Raw genomic sequence first — 16,132 nt, forward strand, 5'->3', positions numbered from 1 at the left:
TGTAGAATGTCAAAACGTAACAAAGCTTTACGCAATATTCTAGTCGGAGTCGCAATTGGTGCAGGGGTTACGCTACTTAACAAGGAAAATCGCGAGAAAATCTCACGTAAAGGAAGAAGCGTAACAAACAAATTAAATCAAATTAAAGATGATCCAGAAATCGTAAAAGGTGCTGTTCGAAATCAGTTGAGAGTAGTACAAAGCTCAGTTGAGAAATTGGAAGGCAATGTACAGCTTGTAAAAGATAAATGGATCGAAATTAAAGATTCAACATTAAATAAGTTTGATAAAGGATCTTCTAAAGTTTCAGAAAAAGCAGTTGAAGCTGTAGAAGCGAAAATTGAAGATTCAATCGACCTAGAAGAAGGAAAATCACAAATTTCAGCGACTTCACTAGAAGTAAACCATGAGAATGAATCTTCTGAAACTGACGAGCAGTTAGAAGCTACTCTTGAAGGTATTGAAGATTTAACTGATGAAAATGCAGATGAAGTACAAGAGAAAGTAGAATCAATTTTATTGGCAGGTAATACATCTAAAGAATAACAATTGAAGGTGTCAATTTGATTAAGAAAAAGAATTCTATTGTAGCATTTGTTTGGGATTTAGTGAAAAAGTGTATGGAAGACGAAATAGTATCTCGTTCAGCGGAGCTAGCATATTACTTAATGCTATCTCTTTTTCCATTTCTACTTGTTCTAACTCAAGTCGTAACCTATTTACCACTTTCTACTGATCAAATATTGTCATTCTTGAGTCAGTATGCTCCGCCAGACGCTATGGCTATTATACGAAGTAACTTGCAGTTAATAATCGGGCAATCACATGGTGGAGTATTATCAGTAGGGTTAATTGCAACTATTTGGGCTGCGTCCAATGGGATTAATGCAATTATCCGAGCACTTAATGATGCGTATGATGTAGAGGATAAACGAAATTACTTTGTTACAAGAGGAGTTTCAATTCTTTTAACAATTATTATGATTTTTGTGATTGTGTTTGCATTATTAATACCAGTGTTCGGGAAAGTAATTGCTAAGTCTGTATTTCAATTTTTAGATATATCTCAGGATTTCTTATATACTTGGAGCTTAATTCGTTGGTCACTAAGCTTTGTAATCCTAATGATTGTATTTACTGTTCTCTATTCAATTGGACCGAGTAAAGTAGTTCACATTAAAAAGGTATTCTTTGGTTCACTATTTGCAACATTTGGATGGATCATTTCTTCATTTGGATTTGCTTTTTACGTTGATAACTTTGGTAATTACACAAGTCATTATGGTAGTTTAGGTGGAATTATTGTCTTAATGATTTGGTTTTTTATTTCGGCAATGGTTGTGATTATTGGTGGAGAGCTTAATGCATTAATAAAGCAAAGACAGTATGGTAAGCACAAAGCTAAACCAAAATTAATTGACCCTACTAATCCAAATCCAAAATAGTTTCTTCTATAATATATTGGAGTTTTCTTCCATGAGTAGTCTTATTTTAGAGAGGTAAACTAAAAAAGACTTCAAAAAGGGAGGAATTTTAAAATGAGTAATAATAAGAAAAACCATAATGATAAATCAAATAAGAAACAAAAAAGTAGCTCACATCCAAAGGGCAAAACTAGTGGTTCTGCAAACGGACATAATGATTATCATTAATTTTTTAGACTGACTAGAATAATTGCTTTTCCTGCTAAAAAGCTCATTACTAGTCAGTTTAAAAGAAAAAGCATCGTACAATTATTGTACGATGCTTTTTTTTAATCTCTTAATAATCTTAATGAGTTAAGAATAACTAAAATTGTACTTCCTTCGTGACCGATTACGCCATAAGGTAAATCAATAATTTGTAGGAAATTCGAGCAGATAAGGAATGCGATTACGCTTAGTGAAAAGATAATATTTTGTTTTACGATCTTGTTCATGCGTTTAGATAAAATGATTGCTTTTGATATTTTTGTTAAATCGTTCTTCATTAAAACGACATCTGCAGTTTCAAGAGCAACTCCAGTTCCGCCACCCATTGCAATTCCTACATTTGCAGTCGCTAGAGCAGGGGCATCGTTTATACCATCACCAACCATTGCTACTTGACCGTAGTTGTCTTTTAGCTTTTTAACAATCGAAACTTTTTCATCTGGTAAGCATGATGCAAAGTATTCATTGATTTCACTTTCGGCAGCAATTGCTTTCGCCGTTTGTTCAGAGTCACCTGTAATCATGACTGTTTGAACACCTAATTTATTTAAAGTAGATAGGGCTTGCTTTGATTCGTTACGAACTAAATCTTTTAATGAGAAAATCGCAACAACTTTATCTTGCGTACCTACATAAACAATTGTATTTCCTTCTTGTTCCCATTGTTGTTCAAAATGAATAAGAGGGTTTTGTTTCATCGTTACGAATTCTTTTTTACCTACTTTGTATTCTGTACCATTTAAAATCGCTGATACACCGAAACCAGGGTGGTCATCAATTTGTTCAAATGATGAAGATACTGTGATTCCTTGTTTCGTTGCGTATTCAACAATTGCTGAAGCTAGTGGGTGAGTTGAGTATCTTTCAATTGAAGCAACGATCGATAATAACTCTGTACGATCAAAATCGTCTATTTTCTCAAAACCAGTTACCTCGGGTTTACCAATCGTTAAAGTACCAGTTTTATCGAATGCGATTGCTTTTAATACACCTAATCGCTCAAGATGAATACCACCTTTAACAAGAATTCCCGACTTTGCACCATTTGAGATTGCAGATAAAACAGCTGGTGTAATCGATGCTACTAATGCACAAGGTGATGCAACAACTAGCAAAATCATTGCTCGATAAAATGTTGTTGTCCATGACCAATCTAATGCAAAATGCGGTAAAAACATCATAAATAATACGGCAATTAATACTCCTTTTACATATACACCTTCAAATTTTTCAATGAATTGTTGAGAAGGAGTTTGTTCACTTTGAGCTGTTTGTACAAGATTAATGATTTTTTGGAAAAGAGTTTCATCACTATGCTTCGTAATTTCGACTACTAGCGTTCCTTTAATATTGATTGTTCCTGCAAACACTTCATCATTTAAGTTTTTAACAACAGGAACTGATTCACCTGTAAGAGCAGCTTCATCAACTAATGTTTCTCCTTTAACGATCTGACCATCAGCAGGAATACGTTCCCCAGCTTTAATTAAAATATAATCACCAATGTTTAGACTTTTAATGCCGACGACTTCTTCAACTTCATCGACTAATCGGATTGCTGTTTGTGGCTGAAGAGATAATAGTGAAGAAATCTCTTTATTTGTTTTATTTAACGTATATGTTTCAAGTGCGCCACTTAATGCAAATATGAAAATTAGTACGGCACCTTCAGTCCAATATCCAATTGCAGCTGAACCAACTGCCGCAATAATCATTAGCATTTCAACGTTTAGTTCCTTTTCAGCAATCGTATCTTCAATACCTTCCTTTGCCTTTGCGTAACCTCCAATACAAAATGCTAAAACATATAAAATAATCGACATGATTGAATTATCGTTTTTAACGAATGAAGCAATTAGAATTAATACACCAGAAACTAAAGCGGCAATTAATTCTCCATGTTTTGAAAGAAATGATGTAGATTCCACATGGTCGGCTTCATATGTAGCATGAATCGTTGTAACTTTTGGACTTGCTTCCATAATAAATACCCCTTTCTTATTTTCAATTGAGAAAAATAATCAAATTCACTATCCTTATAAAACGACGAAAGCTGCCGTCCTAGGACAGCAGCGTACATTTTATAAGATCTTACTATTTATTTAATCTCTAAGTTGTGTAGTTCACAGATTTCTTAATTAAAATAATTCTTATTAAATATATATTACCACATTACTTTATATGTGAGAAAAAAATTTACTTTTAGATTAAAAATATTTTAATGAATGATGGGAAATAAAGGTTAATGGAGACAAACTTGAGAAGTGGATGATTTATCTAAAATTCCAAAAATGAAATAATAAAAATTGAACATGAGATTTGAATAGTCAATAAATACCTTAGAATAAAAGCATTACTCAATATAACATAGCAAATGGTTTGTACAAATTGATCTATTGGAGGGAAGATATATGCTTAGAAAATCTGCTAGTTATAAAACAAATATTGAAGAACAAAGAGCAAGATTATATAAATTAACTACGGTAAAGGATTACACAGACCCCGAGGTTGTACACTTAAGCCAGCTACTAGATAAAGAAATAAACAAGATGCAAGTTCCGAATAATAAAATCTCCAGCAAAGAATTAGAAATTTAAATGTAAATGATTGAGTATCGTATCTCGATCATTTTTATTTTTATAAACATATAAGAAAATGCGGATCATGAAATAAAAAATAAGTCGTTTTTTTTATTTCATAATTGAAATGAAACGTTTTGATTATGGAATGCTCCCATTTTTTTATTATGATACGATAGATAAATTACAATAGTTTAATAACATGTTTCGAAAATTTGGTTTAGGTGACAATAATAATAAGATGTGTTTATAGAGCTAAATCTAACCACTAAAACTTTCAACTTTCTTTAGAAATCTATGATTAAATTAATATTTTTTTTATGAAATATAAACATCTGGGGGAATATTAGTGCACAGGTTCATGGGGCGTTACGCAGACTTAATTATTCATTTTTTTAATGGAGATAATTGGCACAACTTAGCAGATTTATCATTAAAAACGGGTTTTTCTAAAAGTACAATATGGAGAGATTTAGAATTTTTGGAGACTGTCCTGCCAAAAGGTTGGCAATTTGAGAAGGACGATACCCGAGGAATTTTTTTGAAAAAGCCAGAAAATGGTACTTTGGAAAATTTACTTGGACAAATAAGAGATCAAAACGAATACTTTCAAATTTTGAAATTAATTATTTTAAATAATGGAGTAGATATATCTCAAATAACGGAAAATGTTCATATAAGTCGGTCAACGGCATATAGACATCTTGAAAAAATAAAACAATTGATTAAAGAATCGGGGATTTCCTTATCTGTAAGTCCTTTTAAGTTAGAAGGGGATGAGAAGGTAATACGCCATTTTATCTTAGGTTTTCTACAGTTTATGGATTTTGATCCTGAATCGGAATCAGATCAGAATATTGATGCTAAAAATTTTCAATCCAAATTATTAGAGTTAGGTAGTAAATATTCTGTTTCATTTAGAACCGGTGCGATAGATAGACTATCTTTGTATATATTTATTTCTAATTTACGGGTTTCGATGGAATATTATGTAAAATTCCCACTAACTATTACGATAAATAGTATCGAATCAAGGTTTATGGATTTTGCTAAAGAATTAGTCCAATTTATGGTTAAGTGCCCGAATAGAGAGCTTCAATTACAAGAAATGTACTCATATGTAATTTACTTAATGAGTGAAGAAAAACCGCCAAATCGTTCGGAATATATTAAATATGCTAAGAGTATTTTAAGAACCAAAAGAGGGTTGCCTGTTCTTGAAACATTTAAGATTCTCGAAGAACATATAGGGTTTAATCTTTCAGAGGATGAACTAGTCGTTTATTATTGGTTTCAGAAAATAAAAAGAATGTTAATAGAAACTGAATTTGGAATTGGTATGGGAAGAGGATATTTACTACAATATGCTCCTTACTTTGAATCAAATCCGTTTTATAAAACTGTTGAGGAGATTGTGACTAGAATTTGTATTGAAAATGATTTAAAACCAAATGAACATGATATTTTGGATTTCTTTCTTCTCGTTCAAACTTCTTTATTAAGAAAAAAAGAACGGTTTTCTATAAATACGGCATTAATTAGTAGGTCAAATATAGAAAAAAATTATGTTGAATCAGTACTAAAATATCACTTTTGTCATGCTTTAAGTATTACTAAAACAGATGCATTTACGAACGATTATAGACAAAAGTACGACGAATATGACTTGATCATTACTACGGATTCAAAGGTTGTAGGGGTTGTTCACGTTCCAAGAATAACTATTTCAGCTATACCATTACTTTCTGAAATAAATAAAATACGAGAGTTTATTGATGAAAAGTTTGCAGAACTATACGGTTTAGATGCATCAATAATCTATCCGTTTACTGATATTAACCAATAATGATTGAATGCCCTAAAAATTTTGCAAATGAAATTAATCGTTTTTCTCTATAAAAAAGAATCTTATTTTCCCTGATTCAAGGGTGTAAATATGATTCTTTTTAAATGGATTTAAACATATTCCGATAAATTCCAAGTCCTGTTTTCCTTACATATATTTTAAGCTATTGTATTGGAGAAATATCATAAATTTCTGTATTAAATTATTATCATAATGTTTATTACTTAAAGAATTAAGTTCATGTATTATTTCTTTTTGATCTAAAGATTGTTTATACACTCTTCCATTTTTCATTACATCATAAGAATCCACGATTCGGATAATTTTAGAGAGTAATGGAATTTTATCTCCTTTTCTTCCAAAGTAACCCGTGCCATCTACATTTTCATGATGAAATAATACAACGTCTTTATAATCATCTATGAAATAAGAAGTATTTTTTAATATCTCTTCACCAAGTTTCGCATGACACTTAATGAACTCAAACTCTAAACCGCTTAATCTCTCTTTTTTTTCTAATAGAACAGGAGGGACCATGATTTTACCGATATCATGGAATGTACCTAGAAATATTAAATGCTCCGGATTTTGAACGCCTAAAAAACGACCGAAATTATATGAAATCATTCCAACTCTAAGAGAGTGTTCGTAAGTGTTTTTACAATGATTGTGTAACATTTTTAATAAAGAATGACTGTTTCTCAACTTCAACACCTCATCAGTACATTTGTTATTTTAACTGTACCATTAAGAAGTTTACGTATAGATTCTAATGTAAAATAAGAAAATTCATTTTTGGGACAAATAACATCGTTTTAGTTTCCTTTATTAAAGTATAAAATTTCTAATTACCTTTTTCATGGGATTCATTCATATATTTGAATTTCTTTTATGGGATAAATCATTTCGTATAAGAAATTTTAGCTCTTCCTTTTTTTTGTAATATGTAATTAGAACGTTTACTAAACAAAAGGAGAGAGAAGACATGGTAGAAAAAAATGTATTTAACTTTAAAAAGGTAATTGGAGGAGGGATCCTAACAACTGCAACGGTAGTTTTGTTTGCTACAAACCACACATTCGCTGCAATAAATCCAACTGATGTTTTATCAAGTTCAGACGGAAAAGGTGCAACGACTTATGGACACGTAAAAATTATACCTGGGGATGGAACTACAGGACCGGTTGATCCAGTTGTACCTAGTCAACCAGGTGGAGAAACTGGAAATACTGGATCATTAACAATTGACTATGTAACACCTTTAGAATTTGGAACTCATCAAATACAAGGTAGTTCAATCGTTGTAAATGCAACGTCCCAAAATCCAAACGTTCAGGTTACAGATGTTCGTGCAACAGGTGCCGGATGGACACTACAAGTTACGGCATCACCATTTGTAGAACAAAATGACAATTCAAAAAAATTAATCGGTGCGACATTAAGTTTTCCTGCAGGTGAGGCGTTGAGTACTGCTGGTAATGTAAGCCAAGCACCTACAATGCGAGCGATCACACTGAATACAGATCAATCTTCATCTGATATTCTTATGACAGCCCAAGCAAATCAGGGTATGGGTACTTGGGTAGATAAATTAGATCCAGCTCAAATTAAATTAAATATACCTTCTGGAAACTTAGAGGGAGATTATGTTTCAACTTTGAATTGGACATTATTAGATGCTCCGCAATAAAAAATAATGAGTAAGTTAGGATGAGATATACCGATTATTAGTAAAATTAAACTTGGATAATGGAATGATTGTCTAAGTTTAATTTTGTTATGAACATCTTTGAGTATACAGGAGGTTAGAATTGAATGAAAAAATGGTTTTCTATTTTAATGGCTGTATTTATTGGAATCAGTTTTATAAATCTAAATTCAGCCTATGCTAGTTCCATGAATTATTCGGTTAAAGCTGACATTCCTGAAAATCAAATGAATGATAAAGTTTCATATTTTGATCTAAAAATGACCCCAGCTAAGAGCCAAATAATTTCCTTAACAGTTCGAAATGAAGAAAATAATCCGATTGAATTAATGATCGAGCCAAACACAGCTATTACGAATCAAAACGGGGTAATCGATTATAATCGACATAACTATAAAAAAGATTCGTCTCTAAAGTATGCATTTTCGGATATTATTTCAAAAAAACAAAAAGTTGTATTAAAAGGTAAAGAAACAAAGAGAGTGTTTTTTACAATTCAAATGCCTAAAAAGTCATTTGATGGAATTATTTTAGGTGGCTTTTATATTAGTAAAATAAACAATGAACAAGAAATAAAGAAGCAGAGTAATGTACAAGTAAAAAATGAGTTTTCATATGTAATTGGTGTAAAGCTTTCTGAAACAGAAGCTATCGTACAGCCTGAATTAAAATTAAATAAAGTAAAAGCAGATTTACTAAATTATCGAACTGTAGTGACAGCAAATATACAAAATACTGAGGCTACGATTATTAATAACTTAAACATTGAAGCAACCGTTACAAAAGAGGGGCAAAAAAAGAGTCTACACAAAAGTAAAAAAGAAAACTTATCAATGGCTCCGAATTCCAATTTCGATTTTCCTATTAGTTGGGATCAACAAGAATTAAAGCCTGGTAAATATCATTTGTATATTACTGCGAAAGATAAAAATCATGTGTGGGAATTTGATAAAATGTTTGAAATTAAAGAGAATGATGCTGAATTAAATAAGCAAGCAGTAGAGCTAGAAAAAAATAATTATCTTATCTATATAGGAATTGCCCTACTGTTTCTAATTGTTATCGTTCTTATATTTTGGTTTAGAAAAAAGAAAAAAGAAGACGATCAATCATGAAAAAATTGGTTAAAAAATTTCACGTTATTAGTTTATTATGTATAGTTACTTTTTGTATTAATATACCAAGCGCTATGTGGCTAAATACTAAACGAGTTGAGGCCGCAAATGAAAATAACCCTCCTTCAAAAATTAATTTAAACAATATATTCACGACTCCTTCAGTTTCGAATAGTTCTGTTATTGGAGGGAACATTGTTCAAATTACACCAAATACCACTTATCAAAAAGGGGGTATTTGGTCAACTGTAAACAATAAAATGGATTTAACGAAAGATTTTAGCTCTACAATGTATATGTATTTTGGCAATCAAGGTTCCAATGCTGGAGACGGTATGGCGTTCGTAATGCATAACGATCCAAATGGTACGAATGCCCTTTCACCTAATACTGGCTCTGGCCTTGGAGTATATGCAGGACAAGCAAATGGAGCCTCAAAGACTAATGGAATACAAAAAAGTTTTGCCATTGAGTTTGATACATTTATAAATAATAGTGGTTCTGATGGTTATTTTGATACAAATGTAACAGCAGGAAATCACATCGCATGGAGTTACCCAGGTAAAATTGAAACCTATATAGATTACAATATATTTTTAGATTATAGAAGAACAATGAAGCACAATAATGTAGATGGAAATGTAGGTGTCCAATTTGTTCAGGGAGGTTTATCAAACGATAAATGGAGAAAATTTACTATTAAATGGGATGCTTCTAATTCTAAGCTTACCTATCAGTTGGAAGGGCTAAATCCTGTGGTAGTACCAATAAATGTACAAGATGTATTTGGATCAACGAGTGTATATTGGGGATTTACCGGTTCTACAGGTAGTCGATATGAATTAAACCGAGTAACTTTTGATAGTGTACCAGGACTTGTTGATGCAAATGTAAGTGAAACAATTACAAGGTCTGATGGATCAGTCGTAGAAGATCAATCTTACGTTTCCAAAGGAGAAGAATTAACTTATACAATCAATGCAAAATACCTTTCTGGTAAACAGGATTGGCAAAATATTAGATTGAAAACCTTGTTGAATAATTATGTTACCTATATTCCTAATACTTTAGAAATTAGCAATGGAAGTAATAATATTAAACTAGATGATGAAACCTGGAATGATAAATCATTAGCCGTTAACATTCCGAATTTAAATACAAACAATCATTTTGCAACTCTAAAATTTAAAGTAAAAGTTAATAGTGTAACAGAAGATACGCTAGTTTCTGAAGAATCCACCTTTGAAGGTGATAATTATATTGCGCATACTGAATTAAGCCAATTTATCATTAAAAAAAATCAAGCTCCTATAGTGAAAATGAATGATACGGAACCAATTCATTTACGTATAGGAGAAGATTATGAAGTAAAAGGAACATGGTCAGACGAAGATAGTAAAACAAATTCTCTGTACTTTGTAATAAATGGGAACTTAATGAATGTTGAGAGCGTAGACAATGGTGGCTCGTCTACTTCTCAAGAATGGAGTTATTTAGTATCAGCAGATAATTTAAAATTAGGTGAAAATACTTTCCAAGTTTATGCAAAAGATGAGGAAGGTGTTATTTCTACACAGGAAGAATTAAAAATTGTTGTAGAAAGTCCTCCAACTATTTATTTAAATGAAGCTAATAATGAAATTCCATTGGATTTTGGTGATCATTTTACGCTAAATGGAAGCTGGAGTGATCAAGACAGTGAACAAGTAGATTTATTCTATGTAATAGATAATGAGGCTCCTGTGAAATTTGCATCTAACGTATCAAACACATCTAATAAAGGCGAATATGTTGATTTTCAATATACAGTTCCTAGTGAACAATTTTCGATTGGTACACATGAGATTGCCGTCTATAGTATAGATGATTCAAATCATCGATCAAATCAAATAAAGTTAACTTTAAATGTTTCAGGTGATTTGAGGTTTGAAACAGTATCAAATAATGTTAGTTTCGAAACGGTTAAGATCTCAAATAAAACCACTATTTCAAAGCGGAATGATGATTGGATAATAAATGTAAAAGATTCTCGTGGTTCTGATTCCAGGTGGCGAATGACTGCCACTTTAACAGAAGAATTTTTAAATGATGAGGGGCAGCTCTTGAACGACGCATTAATTTTTATTGATGACAAAGGAATAGAGACGATAATGAAGCTAGGAGTACCGATGAGCGTCTTTGAGATTGAGACAAAAAGTCAAAAAAACATTTCGGTAAATTGGCAATCAAATCAAGGACTGTTATTAAAAATTAATCCTTCTGTACATGCTGGGAATTATAGTGGAAAAATAGATTGGACCTTAGTCGATGCTCCTTAAAAATAACGTGGTAAAGCTTGTAAAAGAGCCCGAACTAATGATTAGGGCTCTTTTTGTTGTTTAAATAAATTCCATTATCTTATATAAAAGTTAAAAACATTCAGTGTCTAAATAGAAATAAAAATTTCAACTTTGAAAATTTATTCATAGAGATATTCATTAAAATTAAAATGGAATTTATTAAAGAATTTTAAGCATCAAACCGATATTTATACAGTAAGCACATTAAATACATATTTGTTACTACATTAAAGACTTATTAATAATGAGTTCATCTAGTTTAATTTGAAAAAGTATAGCAAATATAAATAAAAATAAAAAGCTGGTGGAGATTTTGAAAAAAAAAATTATACAATCAATTGCAATCATAGGATCTGTTTCATGTATTAATTCTATGGATCTATTAGAAGCGGATGCAGAAAGTACTAACACAAGTCAACCTAAAGTATTGGTCTCATACGAGGGTCATTATATTTCAACAGGTAACGGAGTACGTATTCGTTCAGGGGCAGGAACGAATTATAGTATTTTAGGTAGTGTAAATAAGAATGCTAAATTAGATGTCAAATCTTTCTCAAATGATTGGTATAAGATTATTTATAAAGGAAGAATTGGTTACATAAGCGGCAATTATGTTCAGAAACAAAAGAACAATGAAGATGAAAAACCTTTAATCAATAGGATTAATTATATTGTAACAGGGAACAGAGTAAATATTCGTACAGGTGGTGGAACGAATTACAATATAATAGGTAGTGCGACTAAGAAGCAAAAGGTAGAAGTTATTTCAACTTCAAATGGTTGGCACAAGATAAACTATAAAGGAAAAATTGCTTATATTAGTGCAGTATATACTGAAAAAGAAAGTGAACATTCAACCGTTACGACTAGTAATGAACAAAATATGATTTCTTTTGCAAAACAATTTTTAGGAGTTCCTTACAAGTGGGCAGGAGTATCTCCTACGGGTTTTGATTGCAGTGGTTTTATTTATTATGTCCTTAAGGAAAATGGTATGCCGTATGGAAGAACAAATGTATCAGGTTATTGGTACAATAATACTTCATTCCAAAAAGTGACAAATTCAAAGCCAGGTGATTTGATATTTTTTCAAAACACATATACATATGGCCCATCACACATAGGCATCATGTTAAATAAAAATGAATTTATTCAAGCAGGTAGTAGTACTGGCGTAACGATTTCTAATATTAATGACTCTTATTGGAAAAAGCATTTTTTAGGGTATAAGCGAATTAAATCATAAATAATTTTTACAAAGTTTTATCCTCATAAATTACTTTTATAAAGAATTCCAACAATTGTCTTAAACATAAGGGCTTTCGCAAAATCAAACCAATAGTAGGAATGTCCCATAGATGATAGAATAAACTGTATTCTATAGAGAGAAAAAGGCTTATGGAGGGAAACAATGTCTGCAAAGAGATTTTTTACACATCCTTTGGGAGTGATTGCATCAGCGGTTATTACAACTTTTTTATGGGGAAGCGCATTTCCGTTTATTAAGCTAAGTTATGAGCACTTGCATATTGAGAAGAATGAGCTTTGGAAACAAATGATTTTTGCGGGTTATCGTTTCTTTTTGGCCTCATTTTTAATTTTAATATTTTTTACGATAATTGGTAGAAAGTTAACTTTTAAGCGAGATACTTTTTTTGTAGTTGGAAAAGTAGGTTTGTTTCAAACGTTTTTACAATATGTGTTGTTTTATATTGGATTGAGTTTTTCAACGGGCGTTCAAGGCTCGATTATTGCTGGAACTACTTCGTTTTTTCAACTTTTAGCAGCGCATTTTATGTATAAAAATGATCGTTTAAACTTGCGTAAGATTCTTGGTGTAACGGTAGGGTTTGCGGGTGTTATTATCGTAAATATTACAAAAGGCACTCTTTCTTTACATTTAGGAATTGGCGAGATTTTATTATTGTTTGCAATGGCGTTTGGTGGCTATGGTAATGTACTTGCTAAGGAAGCTGCAAAGAAAGTGGATGTTGCCTATTTAACGGCATATCAAATGATGATCGGTTCGATTGGATTGTTATTAATAGGTGGATTAACAACAGGATTTTTACCGTTCCACTTTGATTTAAAAACGTTTGGCATGTTAGTTTATTTATCGGTGCTTTCATCTGTAGGTTTCATACTGTGGAACAATGTCATGAAATATAACCAAGTTGGAAAAGTATCAATGTACTTATTCTTAGTTCCTGTTTTTGGTGTGATTTTATCATCAATCATGCTGAATGAAGTGTTATCTTATCTTGTATTTATTGGATTAATTATGGTTACGTCAGGTATTATTATTGTGAATTATCAAAAGGATCAACGAAGCACTCCTATGAAGAGTGCGTCTTGACTCGAATAGAATGCATCTCGTATAAAAGCAACTCTACTTTTTAATAATAAGGTGGAGTTGCTTTTTTTTGTAGATCGTTATGAAAAAGGGAGGTACATAGTTGTCAAAGTTTGATAAAGCAATGAATAAAGAAGTTGAAACAGCTGTAGATGATGCTACTGACTTTAAGGTCTCCTATCGAAAGAAACGTAGAAATAGTGGAAGTTTTATCGTATTTGTTGGTCCAGCCTTTCTAGTATTTGCAGCCTTAGTGCTTATTCCATTTTTAATGGGTTTGTATTATTCCTTTACAAACTGGAATGGGGTAGTTGGAAATATTCATTATGTCGGTTTTGATAATTATAAGTACATATTTACGCAAGATGCAGACTTTAAACAGTCTTTTATTATTACCACAAAGTATACGTTTTTTGCTGTAATCTTAACGAATTTGATTGGCTTTGGCTTAGCTCTATTAGTTACTAAGGGGCTTAAATCAAGAAATGTTCTTAGGACGATTTTCTTTTTACCTAACTTAATAGGTGGTTTATTACTCGGTTTTATTTGGCAATTCATTTTTAATAAAGGTCTCACTTCATTAGGAGCTGCGCTTGGAATCGATTCCTTAATGCAGTCATTATTAGGTACTGCAAATGGCGCGTTTTGGGCAATTATTATTGTAGCCATCTGGCAAGGTGCAGGATATATCATGATTATTTATGTAGCGGCACTCCAAGGAGTACCTCAAGAATTGATTGAAGCAGCTCAAGTTGACGGCGCAGATCGTTTTACAACTTTAAGGAAAATCATCATTCCAATGGTAGCACCAGCTGTAACTGTATGTTTATTTTTAACAATCTCATGGTCGTTTAAAGTATTTGACCAAAATTTATCACTTACTGGTGGTGGACCATTTAAATCGACGGAAATGCTTGCGCTAAACATTTATACAGAAGCATTTGTAAACAATCGATACGGATTAGGGGAAGCAAAAGCAATAGTCTTCTTCGTCGTTGTCGCAGCTATTTCAATTCTCCAAGTTTATTTAACGAAGAAAAGGGAGGTTGAAGCATAGTGGAAAATGAACGCTATACCGGACTGACGTTTTTGCTTGAGCTATTTGGGATTATTTTAGCGATATTTTTCCTTGTCCCTTTCTACTATGTATTAGGAAACTCGTTTAAATCCTTTGCAGATATTTTGCAAAATACATCATCGCTACCAAAATCATTAGATTTTACAAATTACTCACAAGCGATTGCCGTCATGGATTTCTGGAGGGCTTTATTGAATTCTTTGATTGTAACCGTAGCTAGTAATGTGTTAATCGTTTTATTTTGCTCAATGGCAGCTTATAAACTCGTTCGCACAAGGCATAAAATTTCAACGGTTATTTTCTTTATTTTTGTTGCAACAATGGTCATTCCTTTTCAATCAATTATGATTCCACTTGTTAAAGTTGGAAGTACACTTCATTTAATGAATAGTCATTATGGACTTGTTGTGATGTATTTAGCGTTTGGCTCAGCACTTTCAATTTTTCTCTATCACGGTTTTATAAAAGGAATTCCAATTGAACTTGAAGAAGCGGCAATTATTGATGGATGTTCACCATATATGGTTTTTTGGAAAGTGGTGTTTCCTTTATTAAAACCGATCACCGTAACAATTGTTATATTGAATACTTTATGGATTTGGAATGATTTCTTGTTACCATCTCTAGTTTTGCGTGATGAAGAGCTACGCACGATACCACTGGCTACTTTTTATTTTTTTGGTGCGTATACGAAACAATGGAATTTAGCACTTGCTGGATTAGTTTTAGGCATTACACCATTATTGATCTTTTTCTTCGCTGCCCAAAAACAAATTATCCGAGGTATTACAAGTGGCTCAATAAAGTAAGTTAAGGAGAATCATATGAATAAAAAATTATTTAAGTCGATTGCCGTTTTATCAACTAGTATGTTGTTGTTTACTGGATGTAATAATAACAAAGAAGAAACAAAAAAGCCTGGTGCTAATGAAAAAATTACATTAAATATTTTTCAATTTAAAGCTGAAATTGCAAAAGATCTAGAGGCTTTAACAAAGGAATATGAAAAGGAAAATAAAAATGTAACGGTAAAGGTTCAAACAGTAGGTGGTGGTGCAGATTATGGAGCAGCATTGAAAGCTCAATTTGCATCAGGAAATGAACCAGATATTTTCAATAATGGGGGATACCAAGAGGCCGTTACTTGGAAGGACAAACTCGAGGACTTGTCGGATCAAGATTGGGTGAAGGATTTATATCCGGAAACTGAAAAACCGATGACAGTTGATGGAAAATTACTCGGAATGCCTATGAACACGGAAGGCTATGGCTTCATTTACAATAAAGATTTATTTGATAAAGCTGGTATTACACAATTGCCAAAAACATTAACTGAATTAGAGGCAACAGCAAAAAAATTAAAAGACGCTGGCATTACGCCGTTCTCAGTTGGATATGGTGAGTGGTGGATTTTAGGAATTCA

General features: G+C 32.0%; 14 protein-coding genes. 12 read left to right on the plus strand and 2 right to left on the minus strand.

Annotated features, from left to right (window positions below):
- Positions 1-6 precede the first annotated feature (6 nt).
- Both CN514_RS15410 and CN514_RS15415 read left to right on the plus strand, forming a co-directional pair.
- The gene (locus CN514_RS15410; protein ID WP_098233347.1) at positions 7-546 is read left to right on the plus strand and encodes a hypothetical protein; all 540 of its coding nucleotides are present in this window, start codon (positions 7-9) and stop codon (positions 544-546) included.
- A gap of 17 nt (positions 547-563) precedes the next feature.
- Positions 564-1,445 (plus strand): YihY/virulence factor BrkB family protein, encoded by an 882-nt coding sequence (locus CN514_RS15415; RefSeq protein ID WP_286141709.1) that lies wholly within the window; start codon positions 564-566, stop codon positions 1,443-1,445.
- Between the two features lie 308 nt (positions 1,446-1,753).
- Here CN514_RS15415 and CN514_RS15420 read toward each other — a convergent pair whose 3' ends face one another.
- On the minus strand, positions 1,754-3,673 hold the full coding sequence (locus CN514_RS15420) for a heavy metal translocating P-type ATPase (protein ID WP_098233348.1): 1,920 nt from the start codon (positions 3,671-3,673) through the stop codon (positions 1,754-1,756).
- Positions 3,674-4,102: 429 nt separating this feature from the next.
- Here CN514_RS15420 and CN514_RS15425 point away from each other — a divergent pair, with 429 nt between their 5' ends.
- Both CN514_RS15425 and CN514_RS15430 read left to right on the plus strand, forming a co-directional pair.
- On the plus strand, positions 4,103-4,288 hold the full coding sequence (locus CN514_RS15425; protein ID WP_098233349.1) for an aspartyl-phosphate phosphatase Spo0E family protein: 186 nt from the start codon (positions 4,103-4,105) through the stop codon (positions 4,286-4,288).
- Positions 4,289-4,619: 331 nt separating this feature from the next.
- Positions 4,620-6,116 (plus strand): AcpB/EbpR/MafR family transcriptional regulator, encoded by a 1,497-nt coding sequence (locus CN514_RS15430; RefSeq protein WP_098233350.1) that lies wholly within the window; start codon positions 4,620-4,622, stop codon positions 6,114-6,116.
- Between the two features lie 147 nt (positions 6,117-6,263).
- Here the strand turns inward: CN514_RS15430 and CN514_RS15435 are convergent, their stop codons facing one another.
- Positions 6,264-6,821 carry an HD-GYP domain-containing protein gene (locus CN514_RS15435; protein WP_098233351.1) on the minus strand — a complete coding sequence of 186 codons (558 nt, stop codon included), beginning with the start codon at positions 6,819-6,821 and terminating at the stop codon, positions 6,264-6,266.
- Positions 6,822-7,101: 280 nt separating this feature from the next.
- Here CN514_RS15435 and CN514_RS15440 point away from each other — a divergent pair, with 280 nt between their 5' ends.
- From CN514_RS15440 to CN514_RS15475, 8 genes are all read left to right on the plus strand, one after another.
- Positions 7,102-7,806 (plus strand): WxL domain-containing protein, encoded by a 705-nt coding sequence (locus CN514_RS15440; RefSeq protein ID WP_098233352.1) that lies wholly within the window; start codon positions 7,102-7,104, stop codon positions 7,804-7,806.
- Positions 7,807-7,931: 125 nt separating this feature from the next.
- Entirely contained in the window at positions 7,932-8,939 is a 1,008-nt protein-coding gene (locus tag CN514_RS15445; protein WP_098233353.1) for a WxLIP family cell surface protein, read from the plus strand.
- Positions 8,936-11,257, plus strand: a complete 2,322-nt coding sequence (locus CN514_RS15450) for an L-type lectin-domain containing protein (protein ID WP_098233354.1) — start codon at positions 8,936-8,938, stop codon at positions 11,255-11,257. Before CN514_RS15445 ends, CN514_RS15450 begins: the two co-directional genes overlap by 4 nt.
- Before the next feature lie 334 nt (positions 11,258-11,591).
- On the plus strand, positions 11,592-12,524 hold the full coding sequence (locus tag CN514_RS15455) for a C40 family peptidase (RefSeq protein WP_098233355.1): 933 nt from the start codon (positions 11,592-11,594) through the stop codon (positions 12,522-12,524).
- A gap of 165 nt (positions 12,525-12,689) precedes the next feature.
- Positions 12,690-13,634, plus strand: coding sequence for a DMT family transporter (locus CN514_RS15460; protein ID WP_098233356.1), 945 nt, complete (start codon positions 12,690-12,692; stop codon positions 13,632-13,634).
- A gap of 121 nt (positions 13,635-13,755) precedes the next feature.
- On the plus strand, positions 13,756-14,688 hold the full coding sequence (locus CN514_RS15465; RefSeq protein WP_098233359.1) for a carbohydrate ABC transporter permease: 933 nt from the start codon (positions 13,756-13,758) through the stop codon (positions 14,686-14,688).
- Positions 14,688-15,518, plus strand: coding sequence for a carbohydrate ABC transporter permease (locus CN514_RS15470; protein ID WP_098233357.1), 831 nt, complete (start codon positions 14,688-14,690; stop codon positions 15,516-15,518). The genes CN514_RS15465 and CN514_RS15470 overlap by 1 nt, the downstream gene beginning before the upstream one ends.
- A gap of 15 nt (positions 15,519-15,533) precedes the next feature.
- Positions 15,534-16,132: ABC transporter substrate-binding protein (locus CN514_RS15475; RefSeq protein ID WP_141529393.1), on the plus strand; the 599-nt coding region annotated here is incomplete at its 3' end.

Source organism: Bacillus sp. AFS001701 (assembly GCF_002559405.1).
Lineage (GTDB): Bacteria > Bacillota > Bacilli > Bacillales > Bacillaceae_G > Gottfriedia.